The organism is Inquilinus limosus, from assembly GCF_051487185.1.
GTDB classification, from domain to species: domain Bacteria; phylum Pseudomonadota; class Alphaproteobacteria; order DSM-16000; family Inquilinaceae; genus Inquilinus; species Inquilinus limosus_F.
The window spans coordinates 167,765-187,356 of sequence record NZ_JAHVDK010000014.1 but is presented as its reverse complement, the minus strand read 5'-3'; the positions used below and the strand labels follow the sequence as shown (position 1 = coordinate 187,356).

21 protein-coding genes and 1 other RNA gene are annotated in these 19,592 nt (G+C 68.5%); 8 read left to right on the top strand and 14 right to left on the bottom strand.

What is annotated here, in order from left to right; translation table 11 throughout:
• The 5 genes from KXR53_RS17950 to KXR53_RS17930 form a co-directional block, all read right to left on the bottom strand.
• On the bottom strand, window positions 1–1,306 hold a 1,306-nt coding region (locus KXR53_RS17950), incomplete at its 3' end, for a DNA polymerase III subunit gamma/tau (protein WP_437376612.1).
• An 80-nt stretch (window positions 1,307–1,386) separates the two neighbouring features.
• Window positions 1,387–1,487: signal recognition particle sRNA small type (gene ffs, locus KXR53_RS17945), an RNA gene on the bottom strand.
• 61 nt (window positions 1,488–1,548) lie between these two features.
• Complete coding sequence (locus KXR53_RS17940; protein ID WP_437376611.1) at window positions 1,549–2,331, bottom strand: IclR family transcriptional regulator; 783 nt, start codon at window positions 2,329–2,331, stop codon at window positions 1,549–1,551.
• A gap of 18 nt (window positions 2,332–2,349) precedes the next feature.
• Window positions 2,350–3,072 (bottom strand): SDR family NAD(P)-dependent oxidoreductase, encoded by a 723-nt coding sequence (locus KXR53_RS17935; RefSeq protein ID WP_437376610.1) that lies wholly within the window; start codon window positions 3,070–3,072, stop codon window positions 2,350–2,352.
• 19 nt (window positions 3,073–3,091) lie between these two features.
• Window positions 3,092–3,613 carry a 2,4'-dihydroxyacetophenone dioxygenase family protein gene (locus KXR53_RS17930; RefSeq protein WP_437376609.1) on the bottom strand — a complete coding sequence of 174 codons (522 nt, stop codon included), beginning with the start codon at window positions 3,611–3,613 and terminating at the stop codon, window positions 3,092–3,094.
• Between the two features lie 469 nt (window positions 3,614–4,082).
• On the opposite strand from KXR53_RS17930, the gene KXR53_RS17925 reads away from it, so the two are divergent.
• From KXR53_RS17925 to KXR53_RS17910, 4 genes are read left to right on the top strand one after another with little or no spacing between them, the layout of a single operon-like run.
• Window positions 4,083–6,512, top strand: a complete 2,430-nt coding sequence (locus KXR53_RS17925) for an MASE1 domain-containing protein (RefSeq protein ID WP_437376608.1) — start codon at window positions 4,083–4,085, stop codon at window positions 6,510–6,512.
• Window positions 6,509–7,153, top strand: coding sequence for a response regulator transcription factor (locus tag KXR53_RS17920; RefSeq protein WP_437376607.1), 645 nt, complete (start codon window positions 6,509–6,511; stop codon window positions 7,151–7,153). Before KXR53_RS17925 ends, KXR53_RS17920 begins: the two co-directional genes overlap by 4 nt.
• Window positions 7,150–7,542 (top strand): response regulator, encoded by a 393-nt coding sequence (locus KXR53_RS17915; RefSeq protein ID WP_437376606.1) that lies wholly within the window; start codon window positions 7,150–7,152, stop codon window positions 7,540–7,542. Before KXR53_RS17920 ends, KXR53_RS17915 begins: the two co-directional genes overlap by 4 nt.
• Window positions 7,484–8,224, top strand: coding sequence for a response regulator transcription factor (locus KXR53_RS17910; protein ID WP_437376605.1), 741 nt, complete (start codon window positions 7,484–7,486; stop codon window positions 8,222–8,224). Before KXR53_RS17915 ends, KXR53_RS17910 begins: the two co-directional genes overlap by 59 nt.
• A gap of 67 nt (window positions 8,225–8,291) precedes the next feature.
• Here the strand turns inward: KXR53_RS17910 and KXR53_RS17905 are convergent, their stop codons facing one another.
• On the bottom strand, window positions 8,292–9,485 hold the full coding sequence (locus KXR53_RS17905; protein WP_437376604.1) for an MFS transporter: 1,194 nt from the start codon (window positions 9,483–9,485) through the stop codon (window positions 8,292–8,294).
• Window positions 9,486–9,643: 158 nt separating this feature from the next.
• On the opposite strand from KXR53_RS17905, the gene KXR53_RS17900 reads away from it, so the two are divergent.
• Window positions 9,644–9,817: a hypothetical protein gene (locus tag KXR53_RS17900; RefSeq protein WP_437376603.1), complete on the top strand. Its 174-nt coding sequence runs from the start codon at window positions 9,644–9,646 to the stop codon at window positions 9,815–9,817.
• Between the two features lie 81 nt (window positions 9,818–9,898).
• On the opposite strand, the gene KXR53_RS17895 is transcribed toward KXR53_RS17900, so the two are convergent.
• The 5 genes from KXR53_RS17895 to KXR53_RS17875 all read right to left on the bottom strand — a co-directional run bounded on the left by KXR53_RS17895 (window position 9,899) and on the right by KXR53_RS17875 (window position 15,756).
• Entirely contained in the window at window positions 9,899–11,029 is a 1,131-nt protein-coding gene (locus KXR53_RS17895; RefSeq protein ID WP_437376602.1) for an ABC transporter substrate-binding protein, read from the bottom strand.
• Window positions 11,030–11,235: 206 nt separating this feature from the next.
• On the bottom strand, window positions 11,236–12,621 hold the full coding sequence (locus KXR53_RS17890) for an amidase (RefSeq protein WP_437376601.1): 1,386 nt from the start codon (window positions 12,619–12,621) through the stop codon (window positions 11,236–11,238).
• A gap of 119 nt (window positions 12,622–12,740) precedes the next feature.
• Window positions 12,741–14,249: a tripartite tricarboxylate transporter permease gene (locus KXR53_RS17885; RefSeq protein ID WP_437376600.1), complete on the bottom strand. Its 1,509-nt coding sequence runs from the start codon at window positions 14,247–14,249 to the stop codon at window positions 12,741–12,743.
• A gap of 9 nt (window positions 14,250–14,258) precedes the next feature.
• Window positions 14,259–14,720: a tripartite tricarboxylate transporter TctB family protein gene (locus KXR53_RS17880; RefSeq protein WP_437376599.1), complete on the bottom strand. Its 462-nt coding sequence runs from the start codon at window positions 14,718–14,720 to the stop codon at window positions 14,259–14,261.
• A gap of 52 nt (window positions 14,721–14,772) precedes the next feature.
• Window positions 14,773–15,756, bottom strand: a complete 984-nt coding sequence (locus KXR53_RS17875; protein WP_437376598.1) for a tripartite tricarboxylate transporter substrate binding protein BugD — start codon at window positions 15,754–15,756, stop codon at window positions 14,773–14,775.
• Window positions 15,757–15,896: 140 nt separating this feature from the next.
• Between KXR53_RS17875 and nudC the strand changes: the two genes are divergently transcribed.
• From nudC to KXR53_RS17860, 3 genes are all read left to right on the top strand, one after another.
• Window positions 15,897–16,811, top strand: a complete 915-nt coding sequence (nudC, locus tag KXR53_RS17870; RefSeq protein ID WP_437376597.1) for an NAD(+) diphosphatase — start codon at window positions 15,897–15,899, stop codon at window positions 16,809–16,811.
• A gap of 95 nt (window positions 16,812–16,906) precedes the next feature.
• Window positions 16,907–17,158, top strand: coding sequence for a type II toxin-antitoxin system Phd/YefM family antitoxin (locus KXR53_RS17865; RefSeq protein WP_437376596.1), 252 nt, complete (start codon window positions 16,907–16,909; stop codon window positions 17,156–17,158).
• Window positions 17,155–17,544, top strand: a complete 390-nt coding sequence (locus tag KXR53_RS17860) for a type II toxin-antitoxin system VapC family toxin (RefSeq protein WP_437376595.1) — start codon at window positions 17,155–17,157, stop codon at window positions 17,542–17,544. Before KXR53_RS17865 ends, KXR53_RS17860 begins: the two co-directional genes overlap by 4 nt.
• 6 nt (window positions 17,545–17,550) lie before the next feature.
• Here the strand turns inward: KXR53_RS17860 and KXR53_RS17855 are convergent, their stop codons facing one another.
• The 3 genes from KXR53_RS17855 to KXR53_RS17845 are packed head-to-tail and all read right to left on the bottom strand — an operon-like array spanning window position 17,551 to window position 19,526.
• Window positions 17,551–17,916, bottom strand: a complete 366-nt coding sequence (locus KXR53_RS17855; RefSeq protein ID WP_437376594.1) for a hypothetical protein — start codon at window positions 17,914–17,916, stop codon at window positions 17,551–17,553.
• A gap of 3 nt (window positions 17,917–17,919) precedes the next feature.
• On the bottom strand, window positions 17,920–18,783 hold the full coding sequence (locus KXR53_RS17850) for a prephenate dehydratase (RefSeq protein WP_437376593.1): 864 nt from the start codon (window positions 18,781–18,783) through the stop codon (window positions 17,920–17,922).
• The gene (locus KXR53_RS17845; RefSeq protein ID WP_437376592.1) at window positions 18,780–19,526 is read right to left on the bottom strand and encodes a 3-deoxy-manno-octulosonate cytidylyltransferase; all 747 of its coding nucleotides are present in this window, start codon (window positions 19,524–19,526) and stop codon (window positions 18,780–18,782) included. Before KXR53_RS17845 ends, KXR53_RS17850 begins: the two co-directional genes overlap by 4 nt.
• Window positions 19,527–19,592: the final 66 nt, after the last annotated feature.

The window sequence follows — 19,592 nt, the reverse complement described above, 5'->3', positions numbered from 1 at the left end:
CGGCGCCCGACGCCGCCATCCGGGCGCCGCCGCCAGGCCCGGGTGCCGGGGCCGGGCCGGGGGTCACCGCCCCTTGGGCCTGCAGATCACCGAACTTGCGGACCAGCTCGCCCGGGCTGGGCAGGTCGCTCATATAGAGCAGGCGGATCAGCACCATCTCCAGCGCCGCCTGCGGGTTCGGCGCGGCCTGCACCTCTCCCGCCCCCTTCAGCAGGGTCTGCCAAGCCCGGGCCAGGGCCGGCAGCGACAGCGTCTCGGCCAGGGCGCCGCCGCGCTTGCGTTCGACCTCCGGCACCGCCGGATCCTCGAGGACCGCAGGCACCATGCGGGCGCGGGTGACGAAATGGACGAAATCGAGCAGGTCGCTCAGCACCGATTGCGGGTCGGCGCCGGCCCGGCGCGCCGCCTCCAGCCCTTCCAGCATGCGGGGGCCCTCGCCGGCGAAGGCGGCCTCGAGGATGTCGACGACGCTGGAGCGGTCGGCCAGGCCAAGCATCTCGCGCACCTGGGCGGCGGCGATAAAGGGCCTGTCGCCGGCCGGCGTGCCCTGGGCGATGGCCTGGTCCAGCAGCGACAGCCCGTCGCGCGCCGAGCCGTCGGCGGCGCGGGCGATCATGCCGACCGCCTCCGGCTCCGCCGCCACGCCTTCCTTCTCCAGGATCTGGGTGAAATAGGCGTGCAGCTGGTCGGCGCCGATGCGGCGCAGGTCGAAGCGCTGGCAGCGCGACAGCACCGTCACCGGGACCTTGCGGATTTCGGTGGTGGCGAAGACAAATTTCACATGCGGCGGCGGTTCTTCCAATGTCTTCAACAGCGCGTTGAAGGCATTTTTGGAGAGCATGTGCACTTCGTCGATGATGTAGACCTTGTACCGCGACGCCACCGGGCCGTAGCGCACGCCGTCGATGATCTCGCGGATGTCGTCGACGCCGGTGCGGCTGGCGGCGTCCATCTCCATCACATCGACGTTGCGGTCCTGCAGGATGGTGCGGCAGGGCTCGCACACGCCGCAGGGATGGGCGGTCGGCCCGCCCTGTCCGTCCGGCCCGACGCAGTTCAGCGCCCGGGCCAGGATCCGCGCCGTGGTGGTCTTGCCGACGCCGCGCACCCCGGTCAGCACGAAGGCATGCGCCAGCCGGCCCGAGCCGATGGCGTTGGTCAGGGTACGCACCAGCGCGTCCTGGCCGATCATGTCGGCGAAGGTGGTCGGCCGGTACTTCCGGGCGAGCACGCGGTAGGCCGCCGGCTTGGCCGGCTGCGGCGCGTCGTCTGGTCCGATCAGGGGCAGGGCTGCGTCATCGCTCATGGCGCGCGATCATAGGGAATGGGGCCGGCGGTCGAAAGGGCGAAGCACGACCCGTCGGGCGATGAGCGATCGAAGGATGGAAGGTGGGAGACCGGCAACGACCCGTGCCGAAACTCGTTACGGCTGCTTCCTTCCGGACCTGACCGGGTTGGCGAGGGACACGCCCGCGCCGATCTCCCGCGCCCTATATCGGAGCTTCGGACGTCCGAGGCAAGGGCGGATTTCACGAAACCTCCACACGTTCACCGCACCCCCTCGGCCGCCAGCGCGGCGATGCGGCGGCAGCAGGCCAGCAGCGGCCCGGCGTAGCGCTCGGGGTCGTCGGTCGCGGCGCGGTATTTCGGGATGCTGACGCTGATGCAGCCGATCGCCCCGCCCGCCCCCTCGATCGCGGCGCCGTAGCACCAGATCTCGGCCTCGTTCTCCTCCGCGTCGATGGCGTAGCCGCGGGCGCGGATGCGCTCGATCTCCGCCGCCAGCGCCTCGACCGTCGTCAGTGTCTGCGGCGTCATCGCCACGAGGTCGAGCTTCGGCAGCAGCGCCGCGGCCTCGGCCGGCGGCAGCGCCGCGAGCCACGCCTTGCCGACCGAGCTGGAATGGAGCGGCACGCGGGTGCCGATGCGCGAGGCCATGCGCACCGCGCGCGGGCTCTCCAGCTTGTCGACATAGATCATCTCTTGCCCGCTGCGGACGGCGAGGTGCACGGTCTCGCCGGTCGCGTCGCGCAGCTTCGCCAGCTCCTCCGCCGCGATCAGGCGCAGCTCGAACCGGTCCCAGGCGCGGGCGGCCAGCGCCATCAGCCGCGGGCCGAGGCCGAAGGCGCCGCCGCGCGGCATCTCCGCCAGCATCCCCTCGGCCGCAAGCGCCGCGACGATGCGGTGCACGGTCGGCCGCGGATGGTTGGTGACGCGAGCGATCTGGGCCACGGAGACCGGCTCGGCCGCATCGGCCACGGCCTGCAGCACCGCCATCGCCTTGCCGAAGGCCGCCGCCCCCTGCACCGCCGCCGAACCGCCCTGCCCCATCGTGTCCCCCTCGCCCGGTCAGGCGACGAGATAGCCGCCATCGACCGGCAGCGCCACGCCGGTGATGAAGCCGGCGGCCGGGCTGCACAGGAAGGCGACGGCGTGAGCCACGTCCTCCGGCCGGCCCCAGCGGCCCATCGGGGTGCGGGCCAGGATGGCGCCGGAGCGGGCCGGGTCATCCTGCAGCGCCTGGGTCAGCGGCGTGGCGATCCAGCCCGGCGCCACTGCGTTCACCCGGATGCCGTCCTTTGCATAGGCGATGGCGAGCGATTTGGTCAGTTGCAGCACCCCGCCCTTGCTGGCGCTGTAGCCCGGCACCAGCCCGCCGCCGAAGAAGCTGAGCATCGAGGCGGTGTTGACGATGCAGCCCTTCGCCTCCTTCAGCAGCGGGCGGGCGGCGGCGCAGAGCCGCATCGTGCCGGTCAGGTTGACGGCCAGGACCTCCTCGAACACCGCCGGATCGTGCTCCGCGCCGCGGCGGATCACCCCGGCGCAGTTGACCAGGATGTCGAGCCGGTCGAGCCCGCCGACCAGCGCCTCGACCGCCGCCGGGTCGGTGACGTCGAGCTCGGCCAGGCGCGCGCCCTGCGGCGGCTCCGCGCCCGCGGCCGGGGCGAGGCCGGCGGCGATCACGGTGGCGCCCAGCCGCGCCAGCTCCGCCGCCACCGCGGCGCCGATGCCCTGGGTGCCGCCGGAGACGAGCGCCGTGCGGCCGGCGAAGAGATCGGGCTGGAATGTCATGCGAATCTCCGCCCGGTGCTCAACGGATGAACTGATCGACGTAGTCCGCGCCCAGCCCGACTTCGGTGTAATGCTTGCGGCACATATCCAGCTTGGTGAACACGTCCTCGTAGCCGGTGTGCTTGCCCCAGGGGTCGACGTAGTACATGACGCCGTTGACCTGGAAATAGGTGATCATCTCCTCGACATCCTCGTCGACCACCAGGGTATGGGTCTCGCCCGGCGGCTCGAAGACGTAGCTGCCCTCGGTGGCGACCCAGTCATGCTCGAGATAACGCCAGCTGCCCTTCAGCACGAAGCCGTGCACCGGCCCGGGATGGCGGTGGCGGCTGAGCACGCCGGCCTTGCGAACCCGTAGGAGGTTCATCCAGTAACCGCTTGAGATGTTGAGGCAAAGCGGCCGGAACCAGACGTTCTCTGCCTGCGGCACCCAGATCCGCTCATCTTGCGGGATGGCGTGGGGCACGACGATGTCACGCAGCGCTTCGGGCGGGTTCGGATACTGGTAGGGCATCCGCTTGGTGTCGGCGTCGGCTGGCATGACGCTTTCCTCCGGTTTGTCCATATAATGGACCATATATCCATATTGTGGACATACACTGGACCCGCCCCGCTGGTCTGTCAATAGCCGGACAAATGAGCGCTTCTCCGCCTGTGACGCCTTCTGCCGCTGCTGCCGCTGCTGCCGCAGCCTGGCCTTGAGAGCGACGGCGGCGGATTCGAGGAATGGGCGTTGAAGCCGGCTTCAACATTGGCGGTGGCAAGGCCGTGGGCCTGGAAGGCCCGGGCCAGGCCCAACCTTCGCCGGACCGGCCGGGTTCGTCCCAAAGCTCTGGACCGCAGCGGTCACACCGCCCTGCAATGCATGGATTTCCATGAGGTGCGGTTGAGGCATGGCGGGATTAGTATGGATGCCATTTCGCCAGCTCGGATTTCGTCACCCCAGACATTGAGGTAATAGACGAACGTCGACGGTCCCCCAGGCCTTCTTTCTCCGGTAGGAGCAGCCGATGATGCGCGTCTGGTCACACCGTCCCCAATTCTTGCACCTGGGACTTTTTATTGCGGCCTATGTTTTGGGCTGTGGCTTCGCTCAGTCGCTCGCAATCGTACCTGGAACAGGTATTTCCATTTGGCCTCCGGGCGGGCTTTTCATGGCTACGCTTGTCCTCGCCTCCAGGCACAGCTGGCCGTGGTGGGTGCTGGGGGGCTGTCTGGCTGAGCTGTTCAGCAATTTCCTGTGGTTCCACAGTCCGCTGCCTGCGGCCTTCCTGATCTATATCGGCAACGCTCTCGAAGCGGCGGTTGGCGCTTGGCTCGTGAACCGGACCTGCAGGCGCCCGGTTCGGCTGGAAACCTTGCAGGACGTTCTCGCATTCGTCGTACTGGGCGCTGGAATTGCGCCAGTCGTCAGCGCCACGGTGGGAAGTGCGACGCTTGCGTGGTTCGGCATACAATCGCAATCCTTCGCGACGGCCTGGCCTCTATGGTGGATCGGGGACGCCACCGGGGTCTTGATTGTGGCGCCCCTGGTGCTGGCCGTGTTGCAGAACTGGCGCGGCAAGGCCCAGCTCTCGGCCGCGCGATGGGTGGAAGCTTGCGTCCTGGGGCTGATCTTTCTTGGTGTCGCTGCCCTGTCCTTGAGCGGTTACCTGCCCTTCGCCTATATCATCATGCCGCCTCTGCTTTGGGCCGCGGTGCGCTTCGAGTTCAAAGGCGCCGTTCTCACCTTGGCCCTCCTCGCTCTGATCACGGCGATATTCACAGTATCCGGCGCCAGCCAATTTGCCGGCGATCCCGAGTCCCAGAAGCACAGGCAGGTCATGCTGCAGCTTTTTCTGGCCATCTCGGCATTATCGGCGCTCATCGTGGCCGCCATATCCCGGCAGCACCAGCTGGCAGTGCATACTTTGCGCCAAAGCGTGGAGGCATTGCGGGAGCGGGAGGGGGAACTCTCGCAACTCGTGGACATGGTTCCGAGCCACGTTTGGCGTCTGACACCGGACGGCGAGCCGACCTTCTTCAACAAGCGCATGGTGGATTTTCTCGGGCTGGATGTGGCGGACACAGACAAATCGGGGATGACCCGGCTGGCGGCCATGATCGAGGCCACCGTCCATCCGGACGACGCAATGGCGTTCGGGGACGCGCTCGGCCGTTGCCTCCTGACCGGCGAAACCTTCGCCATGCGCTATCGGCTGCGTCGCCACGACGGCGCCTACCGCTGGATGTCGAGCCGGGCGGAGCCGATGCGGGATCCCTCGGGACGCATCCTCCAGTGGTACGGCCTCTGTCACGACATCGACGATCAGATGCACGCCGAAGAGGCATTGCGGGCCCGGGAGCGGGAGCTTTCACTGCTCGTGGACATGGTTCCGAGTCACCTTTGGCGCGTGACCCCGGAGGGCGAAACGACCTTCCTCAACAAGCACATGGCGGACTTTCTCGGCGTCGACATGACGGACAGGATGCGGCTGGAGGTGGTGATGGCCACGATCTTTCACCCGGACGACACGGCCGAGGTGAACGACGTGTTCGGGCGCTGCCTCGCCACCGGCGAGATCTTCTCCATGAAGTATCGCCTGCGTCGTGCGGATGGCGAGTATCGCTGGATGTCGGGCCGCGCCGAGCCGCTGCGGGATGAGGATGGGCACATCGTCCAATGGTTCGGCCTCTGCCACGACATCGACGATCAGGTGCGCGCCGAAGACGCGCTGCGGCGCGCCTCGGGCAGGCTCGCGCAGGCGACCCAGGCGGCAAGCCTGGCCGAGCTTTCCGCCTCGATCGCGCATGAGGTGAATCAGCCGCTGGCAGCGATTGTCGCCAATTCCCACGCCTGCCACCGCTGGCTGTCCGCCGATCCTCCGAACATCGAGCGCGCGAAGATCACCGCCGAACGCATCACCCGCGACGCCAACTCGGCTGCGGATGTCATCAGCCGCATCCGCGCCCTGTTCCGACAAACGCCGCACACCAGGTCCTCTGAAGACGTCAACCGCCTGATCAGTGAGGTCTGCCGGCTGATGGCCGACGAGATCGCAGTGAAGGACGTCCGCATCAGGACGACTCTCGAGCCGGACCTGCCGTCGATCGCGCTCGATCGTGTCCAGGTGCAGCAGGTGATCGTGAACCTGATCCGGAACGGGATCGAGGCGATGGATGCCGTGGTCGACGGCGAACGTGCGCTCCAGATCCGCTCCTGCCGTGACGGCCCCGACGCGGTCCGCGTCGAGGTTCGCGACGCCGGACCGGGTTTCAAGGATCCCGAGCGCGTCTTCGAACCGTTCTTCACGACCAAGCAGCATGGGATGGGCATGGGGCTCGCCATCTGCCGTTCGATCATCGAATCGCATAGGGGGCGCCTCTGGACCGCCAACAACGAGCCGGGCGGGGCGACCGTCGCCTTCACGCTTCCGCTGACAGCGAGCGAGGCAGCATGAGCCCGCGCGAGGAGATCGTCTTCGTGGTGGACGACGATGCCAGGGTGCGCGAGGCGGTCGGCGAGCTGCTGGAGTCCTTGGGATGGCGAGCCGAGACCTTCGCCGCTGCCGCGGACTACGTCGCCTCTGCGAAGCCCGATCTCCCCGCATGCCTGATCCTCGATGTCGAGCTGCCCGACATCAACGGCCTGGAGCTTCAGAAGCAGCTGTCCCACCATATCCATCCCCCGATCGTTTTCATCACGGGGCATGGCGATATCTCGTCCTCGGTGCGCGCGATCAAGCATGGCGCCGTGGACTTCCTGACCAAGCCCTTCAGCGATGCGGACCTGATGGCCGCAGTCCAGGCGGCGATCGCCCAGGATCGGGAAAACAGGTCGGAGCGTGCCGAACTTCGTGTCTTGAGGCAACGCTACCTCGACCTGACGCCGCGCGAACGTGAGGTGCTGCCCCTCGTGGTGAGCGGTCTTCTCAACAAGCAGGCCGCCGCAGAGCTGGGGATCAGCGAGGTCACGCTGCAAATCCACAGAAGGAACGTGATGCAGAAAATGGCGGCAGCATCGCTCGCCGATCTCGTGCGCATCGCGGAGAGATTGGACATACCGATCACCCACTCGCGCCGACGGGAGGGAATTGAGTGAGCAAGGGAAGAAGACCTGTCGTAGCGATTGTTGACGACGATCCAAGACTGCTCGAGTCGGTGGGGGACCTTCTGGAGTCCGCGGGCTATGTGGCCCGCAGCTTCTCGTCGGCGGGGTCGCTGCTGATCAACGGACTGTCGGGCCTGGACCTGCTCATCACCGACATCGGGATGCCTGGCATGGACGGCTTCGAACTCCGTGACCTGGTGAAGAAGGTGCGTCCGGAGCTGCCGGTGTTCCTGATCACCGGCCGCCACGAAATCGCGGATCAGGACCGAGCCCAGGGCATCAGCGGGTTCTTCCGCAAGCCCTTCGACGCCAAGGCCCTGCTTGCGGCCGTCGGCGACGCCTTACGCAATCGAGACATGGAGGGTGATCATGCATGTTGACCAGCCGCTCCTAGGGAGATCGGCGCCGTTATCGCCGCAGCGGAGGAGCGAGGCGGAGCAACCGCTCGTCATCATTGTCGACGACCATGAGCCGGTTCGAGAGGCGCTGTCGGAGTTGATGCTGTCGGCGGGCCTCCAGCCGGTCTGCTTCGCTTCGACCCGCGAATTCCTTGACGCCGACCTATTGGACAGCCCCGGCTGCATGATCCTCGATGTGCGAATGCCAGGGGCGAGCGGCCTCGATCTGCAGCATCATCTGGCCCAGAACGGCAACCCCAAGCCGATCATCTTCCTGACCGGGCATGGCGACATCCCCATGACGGTCCAGGCGATGAAGGCCGGCGCCGTGGATTTCCTGACCAAGCCGGTGCGCGACCAGACGCTGCTGGATGCCGTGTTCGCGGGCGTTGCGATGGATGCCGCGCAGCGCGCCAAGGCCCGGATCGCCCGGCGGCATGTCGACCGGTACAAGACCCTGACCCCCCGCGAGCGGCAGGTGATGTGCGCCGTGGCGCTGGGGCGCCTCAACAAGCAGATCGCCTATGACCTTGCCATCAGCGAGGTCACCGTCAAGCTTCACCGCAGCAACGTCATGCGCAAGATGCAGCTGAATTCCGTCGGCGAGCTCGTTCGTCTCTGGGAGGCGCTGCCTGCAGAGGTGCGCGAGAGGGTAGAGGCCTGACGGCGCGTCGCGACGACATCGAGGAAGCGCCTCCGGCCGTGACGGAGGTCAGGGTTCCATGGTCGCTTCACGCCGGAGCGTCGGCGGGGGGCGCGGCGCGGGCCGTCCCGCTGAGGCGCCGATCGACAACCATGGCGAGCCCGCAGGCCGCGGCCGTGACGGTGACGCTGACCGCGGCGAGGCCGGCGTAGCCCGCCGCCGCGATCACGGCGCCGGCAACCAGGGGGCCGGCGGCGAAGCCGAGCAGATAGGCAGAGCCCGCCGCCGCGGCCCAGCGCCCGCTGCGGTCGAGCGCGGCGGCGAGGCCGAACACGTAGGGCATCGAGAAGTAGTAAATGATGACCGAGGCGACGAGGGCGACGACATAGACGGTCGGATTGCGCCAGAGACAGAGCGCGAGCGCGACGAGCATGAAGCTGACGCAGAACCCCGAAATGGGGAGCGCCCGCCCCCAGCGTATGTTGAGCGCGGTGGCGGCTCCTGCACCGGCGAGACCGACCAGCGACGCGACGGTCAGCCCATAGCCGACCGCGCCCGTGTCGAGGCCCGCGCGCTCGCCTAGGGGCGCGCTGAACGCGTAAAGCGCGGCGGAGGCCGTCACGTAGAGCACGATCGCCGCGAGCGTCATGACACCGAGCAGCGGAGAGGTCTGCGTCGCGTCCGCCGCAGCTCCGTCACTTTTGGCCCGGGCGTCCGGAATGAGGAGCAGGAGCGGCGCGAGTGCGAGGGTCGCCCCCGCGACCAGCGCGAGGATGCCGTGATGCGCATAGGCGGCGGTGAGCTGACCGCCGACGGCGAAGAGTGGGACGCTGCCCAAGGCCCAGACGACCTGAAAGTAGCCGTAGACCTTGTCCGGGTTGCTGGATCGGGAGGCGATAATGGAGAGCGATACGGCCCAAAGCGCGCCCTCGCCGACGCCCGCGAGTCCGCGTAGCAGGGCGAGGGATGCCAGCGACGCGCTGAAGATCGATGCGCCCTGGGCGAGCAAGGCCAGCGCGACGGCGACGAGTCCGATGCGCCGATAGGAGAACCGGGGCAGGACGGGCGCGATTGCGATCGCGGTGACGGCGAGGGCGAGGAACTCGACGAAGGCGACGAAGCCGGCGTCGCGTTCCGAAAGCGAGAGACCGTCCATGAACCCGCCAATCATGAAGGGCGACATCTGCGCGACCAGCCCGCCGATCACCTGCGCGGCGATCGCGCCGAGCACGAGGGATGCAGGATCGCGAGCCGTCGAAGGACCGCACGGGGTTGTGGTCATGGTTCGGCTGCGCCCCTGTTGCCGGCCGGAGCATCCTCGCGCACCGGGCGGAGCGGCTTGGGCCGATGGTTCAGTCGTTGGCCCCGAGGAGTTGGGGCCTTGCTCGTCACCTATATCCTACCTCGATCCCGCTCGTTTCCGTCACCGCCTGCAGACCGGTGATCACCCAAGAACGGCTCGCGCTGGTGCAGGCCTGGGCGGAAGCCGGGCCCCTCTTCGACGAGCGGGAGCGTGCCGCCCTTGCCTGGGCGGAAACGGTGACGCGCGTCTCCGAGACCGGCGTGCCCGATGAGGCCTACGACGCCGCGCGTGCGGCGTTCGAGGCCCGGTAGCCAGGAGATCCCTGTGAGGATCTTCGTTGCAAGCGAAACCGCCACCGGCCGACTCACGCCAGCGCATTCTCAAACGATCTCTCAGCCCGGCGTGAGCGAAACCCAGTAGCCCGGCCGGTACTCCACCGGCAGGAAGCGCTCGTGGAAGGTGCGGAAGGTGGCGTCCGGGTCGAGATCGGTGAACAGCTCCGGATGCAGCCACTTCGCGAGCGCCTGGATCGCCACGAACTGATAGGGGCTGTCGTAGAACTGGTGCCAGATGGCGTGCACCCGGCCGGTCTCAGTCGCCGGGATGGTGGTGAAGGCCGGCCGCTTCATCAGCGCCTCCAGCCGGGCGCGGGTGGCATCCCGGTCGGCGCCCGGGCCGACGCCGACCCAGGCGCCGGCGGTCTCGTACAGGGTCCAGTTGCTGCCGGTGACGACCACCACATCCGGCTTCGACGCCACGATCTGCTCCGGATTCAGCGTGCCGAAGGTGCCGGGGATCAGGTCCTTGGCGATGTTGTCGCCGCCGGCGACCGAGACCATCCGGCCGAAATTCTCGTCGCCGAAGGACATGCAGCATTCGTCGCTGTAGCCGCCGGCGCGGTCGATCATCACCTTCGGCCGCGGCCCGGCATAGGAGGCCAGCCGGCCGGTGACCTTCTCGATCTCGGCGCGGCGGAAGGCGATCAGATCCTCCGCCCGCTGCTCGCGCCCGATCAGCCGGCCGACGATGCGGATGCTCTTCTCCGCGTTCTCGAAGGGCCGCTCGCGGAAGTCGATGAACACCACCGGGATGCCGACGGCCGCGAGCTTGTCGATCAGCCCGCCCTCGTCGGTCGCCAGTTTCGATTCCAGATTCATCAGGACCAGGTCGGGCTTCAGCGACAGCGCCTGCTCGACATCGAAGGTCCCCTCCTTGGTGCCGCCGAAGCGCGGCAGGTCGGCGATGAAGGGGTATTTCGCGCGGTAGATCTCATAGCCGTCGCGGTCGGCCTTCTCGAGATCGTCGCGCCAGCCGACGACGCGCTGGAATGGCGCCTCGGTGTCGAGCGCCGCCAGCAGATAGATCTGCCGCCCCTCGCCCAGGATGATCCGCTTGGCCTCGGCCGGGACCTCCACGGTGCGGCCGGCGACGTCCTCGACCGTCTGGGTCTCGGCCGCCGGCGCCGTGCCGGCGGCGAACAGGAGCAGGGCGGCGGCGAGGCCGAGGGAGCGCCGGGATATCATGAGGGCTGATCCAGAGTGAGTCGCGTCGGGCTCAGGCAATGGAACAGGTGAGAGTGACAATCAATATCTATTTTCGCTGGCCCGCTGCCCTCTTCCGCCTCCCTCAGCCGTCAGCGAAGCAATCCAGGGGCAGCTCGCGCGGAGGCATGGATTGCTTTGTCGGCTGCGCCTCCTCGCAATGACGCTAAGGGGAGCGAGAACCAGCCCTACAGCACCGGCCAGGGGCGCTGCGGGCCGCGGCGGTCCTCATAGGCCTTGGCCAGGCGCAGCACGCCGAGATCGTCGAAGCGCCGGCCGACGATCTGCAGCCCGATCGGCGCCCCGCCGTTCGTGTAGCCGCAGTTGATCGAGACCGCCGGCTGCTCCGACATGTTCCAGGGCACGGTGTAGCCGATATGCTCGAACGGCTTCTCCGGATCGTCCAGCGGTGAGGCGAGCTCCGCCGGGAAGGATGCGATCGGTGCCGTGGGCGACAGCACGAAATCCAACGCGCCGAACAGCTTGGTGGCCGCCTTGCGGATCGCCATGGTCTGGTTGAAGCCGCGGATGACGGCGAGGCCGGAGCGTTGCGCCCCGGATTCCGCCCAGGCGCGGATATAGGGCAGGATCCTCGCCCGCCGCTCCTCCGGCAGCTTCTCGACATCGTCCCAGGACCGCGCCCGCCAGAAATCGTCGAGCCCGTCCAGCATCTCCCGGGTCAGGATCGCCGGCACCGGCTCGACCACCGCGCCGGCGGCCTCGAACAGCCGGGCGGCGGTCTCCACTGCGTCGCGCACCTCGGGATCCAGCGCCATGCCGGCGCCGATGTCCAGCATCAGGCCGATGCGCAGCCCCCGGGGGTCGATGGCGAGGTCGGACCAGTCGATCTCCGCCGGCGGCAGGCTCATGCCGTCGCGCCCGTCCGGCCGCGACAGCACCGACATGGCGAGCGCCGTGTCGGCCACGGTGCGGGTCATCGGCCCGGCGACGCGGCCGACATAGGGCGGGTCGATCGGGATGCGCCCGAGGCTGGGCTTCAGCCCGACGATGCCGCACCAGCCGGCCGGCAGGCGGACCGACCCGCCGATATCGGTGCCGATGTGGATCGGGCCGTAGCCGGCGGCGGCCGCCGCACCCGCCCCGGCGCTGGAGCCGCCCGGATTGGTCGACAGGTCCCAGGGGTTGCGCGCCAGCTTGTGGAAGCTGGAGAGGCCGGAGGACAGCATGCCGTAATCCGGCATGGTGGTCTTGGCCAGGATGACGGCGCCGGATTCGCGCAGGCGGGCGGCGGGCGGCGCGTCCTCCTCGGCCGGCACCAGCACCGTCGCCGCGGTGCCGACCGGCACCGGCACGCCCTTGGTCGCGATGTTCTCCTTGATCGTCACCGGCACGCCGTCGACGGGGCCGAGTGGCCGTCCCTCGGCCCAGCGCGCGGCCGAGGCCGCGGCGGCGGCGCGCGCGCCGGCCGGGTCGAGGGCCCACAGCGCCTGCAGCTTCGGCTCCCAGGCCTCGATCCGCTGCAGCACCGCCTCGGTCACCTCGACCGGCGACAGGCTGCGGTCGCGGTAGCGGGCGACGAGGTCGACGGCGGACAGATCGGCAAGCGAGATCATGCGTCACCGGCTGGGCAAGACTAGAGATGTCCCGCCCAGATAACCGGAAATCCGGCGCCACGCCAAGATGAATGGTCGGACATTTCCTGTCTGCGTGGAAGGATTGCGGCGGAGAGCCCCTATCCCGGTTCCTCCTGGAACGCCTCCTCGCGCTTGCGGCGGATCGCCGGGCTGATCATCACCAGCAGCACCAGCGCGGTCAGCGCCAGCAGCACGGCGCTGATCGGCCGGGTGGCGAAGACTGTCGGGTCGCCGCGCGACAGCAGCATGGCGCGGCGCAGATTCTCCTCCATCATCGGGCCCAGAACGAAGCCCAGCAGCAGCGGCGCCGGCTCGCATTCCAGCTTCACGAGGATGTAGCCGACCAGGCCGAAGACGATGGTCAGATAGACGTCGAAGACATTGTTGTTGAGGCTGTACACGCCGATGCAGCAGAAGGCCAGGATCGCCGGGAACAGCAGGTGGTACGGCACCTTCAGCAGCCGGACCCAGATCCCGATCAGCGGCAGGTTCAGCACGATCAGGAAGAAGTTGCCGATCCACATCGAGGCGATCAGACCCCAGAACAGGTCCGGCTGCTCGGTCATCACCAGCGGGCCCGGCTGGATGCCCTTGATGATCATGGCGCCGACCATCAGCGCCATCACCGGCGTCGGCGGGATGCCGAGCGTCAGCATCGGGATGAAGGAGGTCTGGGCGCCGGCGTTGTTGGCCGATTCCGGCCCCGCCACGCCTTCGATCGCGCCCTTGCCGAAATCCTGCGGCCGGCGCGAGAGCTTCTTCTCCAGCGAATAGGCGGCGAAGGAGGACAGGATCGAGCCGCCGCCCGGCAGGATCCCGAGGACCGAGCCCAGCGTGGTGCCGCGCAGGATCGCCGGGACCATGCGGCGCGCCTCCTCGCGCGTCGGCAGCAGCCCCGAGACCTTACGCACCATGACGTCGCGCAGGTGCTCGGCCTCCAGGTTGCGGATGATCTCGGCGATGCCGAACAGGCCCATCGAGAGGGCGACGAAGTTGATGCCCTGCGCCAGTTCGGGGATGCCGAAAGTGAAGCGCGGCACGCCGGTCTCGACATCCTGGCCGACCATGCCAAGAAGGAGGCCGAGCGCGATCATGCCGAGCGCCTTCAAGACCGAGCCATGCGCCAGCGCCACCGAAGCGACCAGGCCCAGCACCATCAGCGAGAAGTATTCGGCCGGGCCGAACTTCAGCGCGACCGCGGCCAGCGGCGGCGCGAACAGCGCGATCAGCAGGGTCGCGACCGTGCCGGCGAAGAAGGAGCCGATACCGGCGGCGGCCAGTGCTGCGCCCGCCCGTCCCTGCCGCGCCATCTGGTAGCCGTCGATCGCAGTCACGACCGAGGCCGATTCGCCGGGTAGGTTGATCAGGATCGCCGTGGTCGAGCCGCCATATTGCGAGCCGTAGTAGATGCCGGCCAGCATGATCAGGGCGGAGATCGGCGGCAGCACGAAGGTCGCCGGCAGCAGCATGGCGATGGTCGCGGTCGGGCCCAGGCCCGGCAGCACCCCGACCAGCGTGCCCAGCAGCACCCCGGTGAAGCAGTAGGCCAGATTGACCGGCGTGAAAGCGACGCTGAGGCCGAGAAGCAGATCGTTCAGGAGATCCATCGCCGCGCCTCAGTTCCCGAACCAGCGACCGAGCACGGGGATCGGCAGCCCGAGCCCCCAGACGAACACGGCGACGCAGAAGGCGGCGAGGCCGACCGCGGCCGCCGCCGCGACCGGCGCCCGGAACTGGACGCTGGCGGCGGCGCCGACGAAGACCACGGCCAGCAGCGAGACCACCAGGCCGCCGCCGCGCAGCAAGAGGCCGAACAGCAGCATCGCCCCCAGCACGATCGCCCCGCCGCGCCAGGCCCAGCGTCCGACGCCCTCACCCTCCAGCACGAAGGAGCGCGCCAGGGTGATCAGCCCGATCAGGGCCAGGATCCCGGCCAGCATGGTCGGGAAATAGCCCGGTCCCATCTTGATGGCCCGGCCCATGGAATAGCCCTGGGCGATCCAGCCGAAGCTGGCGGCAAGGGCCAGGAAGACCAGTCCGGACCAGAAGTCCTTCGGGTGGCGGATGGAGAGGCGCATCGAGGCTCCTGGATCCAGCGATGAGACTGTCGAAGGCGCTCGGGGCCGGCGCTCAGTCGGCGTAGACGCCGGCGGCCGTGATCACCGGCTGCCACTTGGCGATCTCGGCCTTGAGATGGGCGTCGAGCGCCGCGGGGGTGGCCTGGTCGGCCGGCACCGGCTCGGTGCCGAGATCGGCGAAGCGGGCGATCACGTTCGGATCCTTGAGCGCCCCCTGCAGCGCCGACGCGAGCTTGTCGATCACCGGCTGCGGCGTGCCCTTGGGCGCGTAGAGCCCGTGCCAGATGCCGATCCGGAAATCGGGCAGCCCGGCCTCGGCCGTGGTCGGCACGTCGGGCAGCGACGGCACCCGCTTCTCGGTGGTGACGGCGTAGACCTTGATCTTGCCGCCCTTGATCTGGCTGGTGGTGTTGGTGGTCTGGTCGCACATGAAGTCGAACACGCCGCCCAGCAGGTCGTTCATCGCCGGGCCGGTGCCCTTGTAGGCGACGGTGGTCAGCTGCGTGCCGATCGATTCCATGAACAGCATGCCGCAGAGATGCGAGGCCGAGCCGACGCCGGCATTGGCGACGGTCACGGAATCCTTATTGGCCTTGGCGTATTCCACCAGGTCCTGCATCGACTTCGCCTCGAAGTCGCCGCGGGCGACGAAGGTCATCGGCACGTCGGTCACCAGGCCGATCCCGGCGAAGGCTTCGCCCGGCTTGTAGTCGAGGTTGCGGTAGAGGGTGGCGCTGGTGGCTTGGCCGATATGGTGCAGCAGCAGGGTATAGCCGTCGGGGTCCGCCTTGGCGACGCGCGAGGCGCCGATGGTGCCGCCGGCACCGCCGACATTCTCGACGATCACCTGCTGGCCGAGCGCCTTGCTCATTGGCTCGGCGATCAGCCGCGCCACCGTGTCGGTCGGCCCGCCGGCGGCGAAGGGCACGACCATGGTGATGACGCGGTTCGGATAGTCCTGGGCGGCGGTTGGTAGGGCAAAGGCGAAGGCCGTGGCGGCAAGGATGCCGAGACCGATCCGGCGGCTGCAAATCATAGACGTGACCCCCTTCGTGTCATGAACCCGGCCGATTCTCTCGACCTTCAATTTTATGCAATGTAGCCCCTCCTTCGCGGATGGCACAGTTGCTTTTCCGGGCTCTGGCGCCGGAACCGGGGCCATGCCAGTGTCGGGCCATGCTGCGCCCGAACTTCTACGTCCATCCGTCGCTCGACCGCGCCGGCCGCTTCCGCCGCGACGCCGAGTGGATCGCCCGCATCACCGTCAGCGAGCACACCCGGATCGTGCCGGTGTGGCAGGGCCGCAACCTGATCGCCGGGCCGCCGGAGGCGCCGCAGGCCGCCTTCCTGCCGGCGACCGAGGCCTGGTGGCGTGAGACCGCGGTCGAGACCGTGATGCTGGGCGTCAGCGGCGAGGTCACCTATCTCGCGGTCGATGTCAGCGGCCTCTCCGATCCGGCCGCCGACCCGGCGCTAGCCGAATCCGGCAGCTTTCTCGACCTGCGCGCCGTGGGCCCGCTGCTGCCGCATGACGAGGGGGCGCTGCTGGCCTATGCCCGCGGCATGGTCTGGTGGCATTCGCGCCACCGCTTCTGCGGCGTCTGCGGCCATTCGACGGCCAGCAGCGACGCCGGCCATCGCCGCGACTGCACCAACCCCGCCTGCGGCGTCCAGCATTTCCCGCGCACCGACCCGGCGGTGATCATGCTGATCCATGACGGCGACCGGGTGCTGCTGGGCCGGCAGAAGGCGTGGCCGCCGGGCATGCATTCGGTGCTGGCCGGGTTTCTCGAGCCGGGCGAGAGCCTGGAGGACGCGGTCCGGCGCGAGGTGCTGGAGGAGGCAGGGATCCGGATCGACGACGTCCGCTACCACTCCAGCCAGCCCTGGCCGTTCCCGCAGTCGCTGATGGTGGGCTTCACCGCCCGCGCCGTGACCGCCGAGTTGCAGGTCGACCAGGAGGAGCTGGAATCGGCCGCCTGGTTCGAGCGCGGCTGGCTGCGCCGCCATACGGACGACGAAAGCTTCCGCCTGCCCCGCCGCGACAGCATCGCCCGTCGCCTGCTGGAGGACTGGCTGGCGGAGGGGTGAGCATCGGCCAAGGTATCGCCAGAGACTTGTTTTGGTCTATCGAATAGACCATCTTTAGTGCATGTTCACTTCGCCCGATCCATGGGGAGGGAACCGTGCATATCTCGGTCAGCGAAGCGAAGGCTCAGCTCACTGAGCTTGTGCGTCGCGCGGAGGCCGGTGAGGAGGTCGTCCTGACCCGGTTCGGCCAGCCCGTGGCTCGCCTGGTGCCGGAGGCCAGAAAGCCGACATTGGCGGAGCGGAGGGCCATCATCGCGGAGATCATGGCGTCTGCCCGGCCGACTCCTGGCCCGTCCGCTGCCCGCAGCCAGGACTTCCTCTACGACGAGAACGGCCTGCCCAAGTGATCGTCGTCGATACCTCGGCGCTGATGGCGATCGTCTTGAAGGAACCGGAGGCTCAGCGCTGCGCCGCAATCTTGGGATCCGAGCCGGAGCTCGTCATATCGGGGGGCACCGTGGCGGAGGCCATGATTGTCGCCAGTGGGCGCCAGGTCGCACGCGACATGGAACGGCTGATCGCCGGGACCGGCATGGAGATCGCCCCTGTCACCCCCAACCTGTCTTGGCGGGTGGCGGAGGCTTATGCTCGCTGGGGCAAAGGAAATCATCCCGCCGGGCTGAACTTCGGCGACTGCTTCGCCTACGCGGAGGCCGCGGCCCGATCCTGTCCGCTGCTCTTCGTGGGTGACGATTTCGCCCGAACCGATCTCAAGAGCGCTCTCGCCGGGTAGTCCGCTTCAGCCGGCCAATCTGATCGCGTCGAGAGTGATGGCGATCGCGATGCCGATGGCGGCCAGGACCAGGCCGGCGAGGAAGACGGCCTTGGCACGGTTGTAGTTCGACAGGCGCAGCGAGGAGACCGACAGCAGGTCCGCCAGAGACTTCAGCTGGAGCACCACGCCGGCGAGGATCGGGATGACGGCGGCAAGGTCGACCGCATTCCACGCCGTCGAATCCGTGGCCCAGCTGCTGAGAAAGCTGAGCGAGAAGCCGATGATGATGCCGACGGCCGTGATCGACCCGTTGCGGAAGGTCGGGTCGATCCGCGCCTGGTCGTCACGCCGCGGCGCGGGTTCCGCTGCCTTCGGGGGCTGGGCGGTCACGGCTCAGTCGTCTGCGGCGATCTGGCTCGGGTCGCGGCGGAAGGGATGGGCCGGGTAGACGCCGAGCATGCGGAAGTTGCGGGTGAAGAAGCGCAGCTCCTCCAGCGCGTATTGCAGCGCCTGGTCGTCGGGATGGCCCTCGACATCGGCGTAGAACTGGGTCTGGCTGAACCGGCCGCCCAGCATGTAGCTCTCGAGCTTGGTGATGTTCACGCCGTTGGTGGCAAAGCCGCCCAGCGCCTTGTAGAGGGCGGCAGGCACCGAGCGCACCTCGAACACGAAGCTGGTCATCACCGGGCCGTTCTTCGGCGGCGGCCGCACCGGATCGCGCGACAGCACCACGAAGCGGGTGGTGTTGTGCTCCGCATCCTCGATGTCGCTCGCCAGGATCTGCAGCTTGTAGATCTCGGCCGCGAGGCGGGTGGAGATGGCGGCGATGCCGGTGTCCGACTGTTCGGACACCATGCGCGCGGCGCCGGCGGTGTCGGCATGGACCACCGGCTTCAGGCCGCGGGCGCGCAGCCACTGCCGGCACTGGCCGATGGCGTGGACATGGCTGTGCACCTCGCGGATGTCGGCCAGCTTCGCGCCCGGCAGCGCCACCAGCTGGTGGTTCACCCGCATGAAATGCTCGCCGATGATATGCAGCCCGGATTCGGGCAGCAGATGGTGCATGTCGGCGACCCGGCCGGCGATCGAGTTCTCGATCGGGATCATGCCGAGATCGGCCCGGCCGTCATGGATCGCCGCGAGCGCCTCCTCGAAGGACGGGCACGGCACCGTCTCCGCATCCGGGAACACCTGGCGGGACGCCATGTCGGAATTGGCCCCGGGCCAACCCTGGAACGAGATCCGTTTGGCGGTCATCGCGCAGCTCCTTCCGCAAGCAGGCGCCGGGCGCGCTCCAGCTCCTCCTGGGTATCGACGCCGAGCGGCACGGTATCGACGACGGCGACGTCGATCCGCATCCCGGCCACCAGCGCCCGCAGCTGCTCCAGCTTCTCGCGCCGCTCCAGCGCCGCCGGCGGCAGGGTCACGTAGCGCTCCAGCGCCGCCCGGCGATAGGCGTAGAGGCCGATATGGTGCAGCAGCGGCCCCTCCCCCGACGGCGCCGTGGTGCGGGTGAAGTAGAAGGCCCGGCCGGTCCGCGCCCCCTCCTCCCGCTCGACGATCGCCTTGACGATGGCGGGGTTGGTCTTCTCCTCCTCGCGCACGATCACCGCGGCGAGGGTGCCGATATCCACGGCCGGATCGTCCAGCAGCGCCACCGCGGCCCGCGGCAAGGCGGGATCGAGCGTCGGCAGGTCGCCCTGGACATTGACCACGATGTCGTGGCGCTCCTCGGGGTCGACGCTGCGCAGCGCCTGGGCGATGCGGTCGGAGCCGGAGGGCAGGTCCGGGTCGGTCATCACCGCGGTGCCGCCGGCCGCCTCGATCGCCTCGGCGATCGGCCGGTCGCCGCAGGCGACCACCACCGGGCCGAGATTGGCCGCCACCGAGCGGCGCCAGACATGGACGATCATGGGCTCGCCGCGAATATCGGCCAGCGGCTTGTTCGGCAGGCGGGTCGCGGCCAGGCGCGCGGGAATGACGACAATCGGATTGCTCATGATGCCGCGTCATCCTCCCTTGCCGCGGCGGCGTCAAGACCGGCCGAGCGCGGCGAGGCGGAAGAC